Origin of the sequence: Bartonella sp. AP57NXGY, assembly GCF_042195805.1 — a bacterium.
In the GTDB taxonomy this organism is placed as follows: domain Bacteria; phylum Pseudomonadota; class Alphaproteobacteria; order Rhizobiales; family Rhizobiaceae; genus Bartonella.
The window spans coordinates 1-588 of sequence record NZ_JBHIOZ010000630.1 but is presented as its reverse complement, the minus strand read 5'-3'; the positions used below and the strand labels follow the sequence as shown (position 1 = coordinate 588).

The window sequence follows — 588 nt, the reverse complement described above, 5'->3', positions numbered from 1 at the left end:
TTCAAAGGCCTTTCAAAGATCATTTAAAGCCTCTTTTTCTTTTCTGCTCAAAATCGCAATTTGAGATGATCAATCATTGAGTTGGAATCGTATTATTTGAGAAGCAGCGTATATAAGATGGTATGACTTCTTTTAGCATAAATTGACTGATGATTTTTCTGTATCCTAAGCACATTATTCAGGACATTATTAAATAAGAGAAGCGTTTAAGGAATTCGGTCAACTTGACCAAATTGCTCTTCAGTCTGCAATTGTGCAATGTTTGCGCCATTGCTCCTTTTAGGAATTGGGTAAACATTACCCTATTGCTGTACTCATGCAATTGGTGCAAGTTTCACCTATTCCTCATCACGACCGATCAAAGGGTCAAGTTGTCCCTTTGATTTTCTGTCACTCAGAGGTTTCCTTTTCTCCTGCCTCTTTTCCCTTGTTTGGTGCCTCGAGTGTGATTTCTGTGGTGTATCCGCTTTGTTTTTCATAGCGGTGGGTGACGGTCGCGGCTTTCCATGGACCATTGATTTGCCCACGAAACCCTTGAAGGATGAGAGGTTGATCCGCCATGATTTCAGGGCGTCCCTCAAGGGTCAA

General features: G+C 41.5%; 1 pseudogene. It reads right to left on the bottom strand.

Annotation, left to right across the window (positions count from 1 at the left end):
• Positions 1 to 390 precede the first annotated feature (390 nt).
• Positions 391 to 588 (bottom strand): annotated as a pseudogene (locus ACFIL8_RS12370) (late control protein); the annotation flags it as partial.